Source organism: Geminicoccus sp. (assembly GCF_036263595.1).
Lineage (GTDB): Bacteria > Pseudomonadota > Alphaproteobacteria > Geminicoccales > Geminicoccaceae > Geminicoccus.
Genome location: NZ_DATAGQ010000003.1, coordinates 1 through 2427, shown reverse-complemented (window position 1 = coordinate 2427; position 2427 = coordinate 1). Strand labels below are relative to the sequence as shown.

3 protein-coding genes and 1 pseudogene are annotated in these 2427 nt (G+C 66.3%); 3 read left to right on the top strand and 1 reads right to left on the bottom strand.

The annotated features are described in order from the left end of the window. The 3 genes and pseudogenes from VHL31_RS00135 to VHL31_RS00125 all read left to right on the top strand — a co-directional run. Nucleotides 1–222 (top strand): annotated as a pseudogene (locus tag VHL31_RS00135) (ABC transporter permease); the annotation flags it as partial. A 3-nt stretch (nt 223–225) separates the two neighbouring features. Next, nucleotides 226–1032, top strand: coding sequence for an ABC transporter permease (locus tag VHL31_RS00130; protein ID WP_329659170.1), 807 nt, complete (start codon nt 226–228; stop codon nt 1030–1032). Nucleotides 1033–1179: 147 nt separating this feature from the next. Next, complete coding sequence (locus VHL31_RS00125) at nt 1180–1875, top strand: transglutaminase-like cysteine peptidase (RefSeq protein WP_329659169.1); 696 nt, start codon at nt 1180–1182, stop codon at nt 1873–1875. A gap of 40 nt (nt 1876–1915) precedes the next feature. On the opposite strand, the gene VHL31_RS00120 is transcribed toward VHL31_RS00125, so the two are convergent. Next, a partial coding sequence (locus VHL31_RS00120; RefSeq protein WP_329659168.1) for a selenium-binding protein SBP56-related protein occupies nt 1916–2427 on the bottom strand: 512 nt, incomplete at its 5' end.

Genomic DNA, 2427 nt, shown 5'->3' with positions numbered 1-2427 from the left:
CTGATGACCTTCATCCTGGCAGCGGGTGCCATCTCGGAAGCCAAGATCCTGGGCGGCACGGCGGTCGTGATGATCGCGCAGGACATCCAGAAGGAGTTCACCTTCGCGCAGAACTGGCCGAAAGGATCCGCCTTGTCCGTCCTGATGATCATCCTGGCCGGCGGGCTTGCCTGGACGCTGCTCAAGCGCATCGACCTCGACACCATCTTCGGGCGGAAGTGAGCGATGAACGATATCAGCCGCCGGGTCAGGCTGTTCTACGGCACCGCGATCACCGTCCTGATCCTGTTCATGTACCTGCCGATGGCGACCCTCGTGCTCGCCTCGTTCTCGCGCTCGAAGTTCTTCCGCTTTCCGATCCCCGCCTACAGCCTCCAGTCCTACGAGGACGTCCTCTCGTCTTTGTCGATCCGCGGGTTCTTCTGGATCTCCCTCCTGCTGGCGCTGGCCGTGGCTGTCGTGTCGACACTGCTGGCCTTCTTCGGCGCGCTGGCATTCGCCCGCTACGACTGGCGCGGCCGCAAGGCCTTCCAGAAGATCCTGCTCCTGCCGATCCTGTTCCCGCAGGCGGTGCTGGGCCTGGCCCTGCTGCTCTGGTTCACCGCCATCGGCGTGACGCCCACCTGGGAAGCGGCCATCTTCGCTCATCTGGTCTGGATCGCCCCGATCGCGACGATGGTGATCGCCATCCAGGTCTATGCCTTCGATCCCGCCGTGGAGGAGGCCGCGTTCGATCTCGGGGCCAGCCGCTGGCAGGTCCTCAAGGAAGTCACCCTGCCGATCCTGGCGCCGGGCATCTTCTCGGGCTTCCTGTTCTCGTTCCTGCTGTCCTGGGCGAACTTTCCCCTGTCGATGTTCGCGACCGGCGCCGACCAGACGATCCCTGAATGGGTCAGCGCCAAGCTCCAGTCCGGCTATACGCCGCAGGTGCCGGCGGTAGGCACCTTGACCATGGCCACGGCCGCCCTGGTCATGGCCGTGGGCTATGGCGCCGCATGGCTGCTCGCGCGGCGCAGGTCCCCGGCCGGCTGACCGTCCGCCACCTTCCCGAGTACTGCTGTATGGCGCGCCGCTCGAGGCCGCCGGGCGTTACCGTTGCGTTCATCATTGGCGCCGCATCTTGCGCTCCGAGGAACATGCGACGGGCTCATGTAGGGCCCGTGCAAGACGGAGCGCGCGATGATGCGGCGCATCATCATCCTGAGCCTGGCGACAACCGGGCTCGTGCTGGCATATAGCCAGTCCTTGCTGGCCGCCGGCCTGCCGGCTGTCTTCAACACCGTTGAAGTTCGGGCGGATCGGCAACTGGCCCTGCCGCAATGGCGCCGGGTGCTGGAAAAGATTGAGGCGGAACAGCCCGTCTACGCCGCCTGTGCCGAGGCCAGGCCCGCCTGCACGTCCAGGGCGGCCGTCGGATGGCAGGTCCTGCTGGTCGAACTGCAGGGGCTGGACCGGCTGGACCAGGTCAAGGCCGTCAACCGCTTCGTCAACCGGATCCCGTACCAGCCGGACATGGCCGTGTGGGGCAAGAGCGACTACTGGGCTTCGCCCTTGGAGTTCCTTCGGCTCACCGGCGACTGCGAGGACTACGCGATCCTGAAGTACCGCTCGCTGCGCCAGCTGGGCGTGCCGGCCAGCGACATGCGGATGGTGGTCGTCCAGGATACCTCGCGCGACCTCGCCCACGCCGTCCTGGTCGTCATGGTGCAGGACCACCTGCTCGTGCTGGACAACCTCACGAACGCGCTGCTGCCGCAGGAACGCACGCCCCACTACGTGCCCTACTACTCCGTCAACGAGGATGCGCGCTGGGCGCATCTGGCCTCGGACGGACAGCATCTGGCCGCCTTGAGAAAGGGCGCCGCGGCGCGCTGATCGGGCAGGCTGCCCGACCGGCGCACCGCGGTGCGGATGCTCAGAGCCAGATGTCGGACGTGCAGTCGCCGCCCGGGTAGCGCATCTCGTGCGCACGTGCCGGACCTCGTGGCTCGGCGCCGAAGTCGACGAAGAAGTCCCTGTTGATCGACAGGCCGCCCTTGTCCGTGTCGCAATCGATCTGCAGCATGCAGGAGCCCAGCTCGTCCATCCCGGCATAGAACTGGTTGTCCCAGGAGGACAGCAGGCTGGTCGTGCAGTAGAGGCGCTTGCCGTCCAGCGAGAGCTGCAGCATCTGCGGCCCGCCCGCCACCTTGCGCCCGTTCACCTCCGGCGCCTTGCCGAGCATGCCGCCGATCCAGACCTGGCCCGTCAGCTTCGGATTGGCCGGGTCGCTGATGTCATACTGGCGCAGGTCGCCGTGCAGCCAGTTCGAGAAATACATGAACCGGTCGTCCATCGAGAGCAGGATGTCGGTGATCAGCGGCGGCAGGGGCACGGGGAAGCCCTCGATCTCGACCGGGTCCTCCTGGATGACCTTGTTCAACTCCC

Coding starts and splice junctions, on each gene's coding strand:
- VHL31_RS00125 (WP_329659169.1), top strand. CDS start 1,180: ATGATGCGGCGCATCATCATCCTGAGCCTGGCGACAACCGGGCTCGTG.
- VHL31_RS00130 (WP_329659170.1), top strand. CDS start 226: ATGAACGATATCAGCCGCCGGGTCAGGCTGTTCTACGGCACCGCGATC.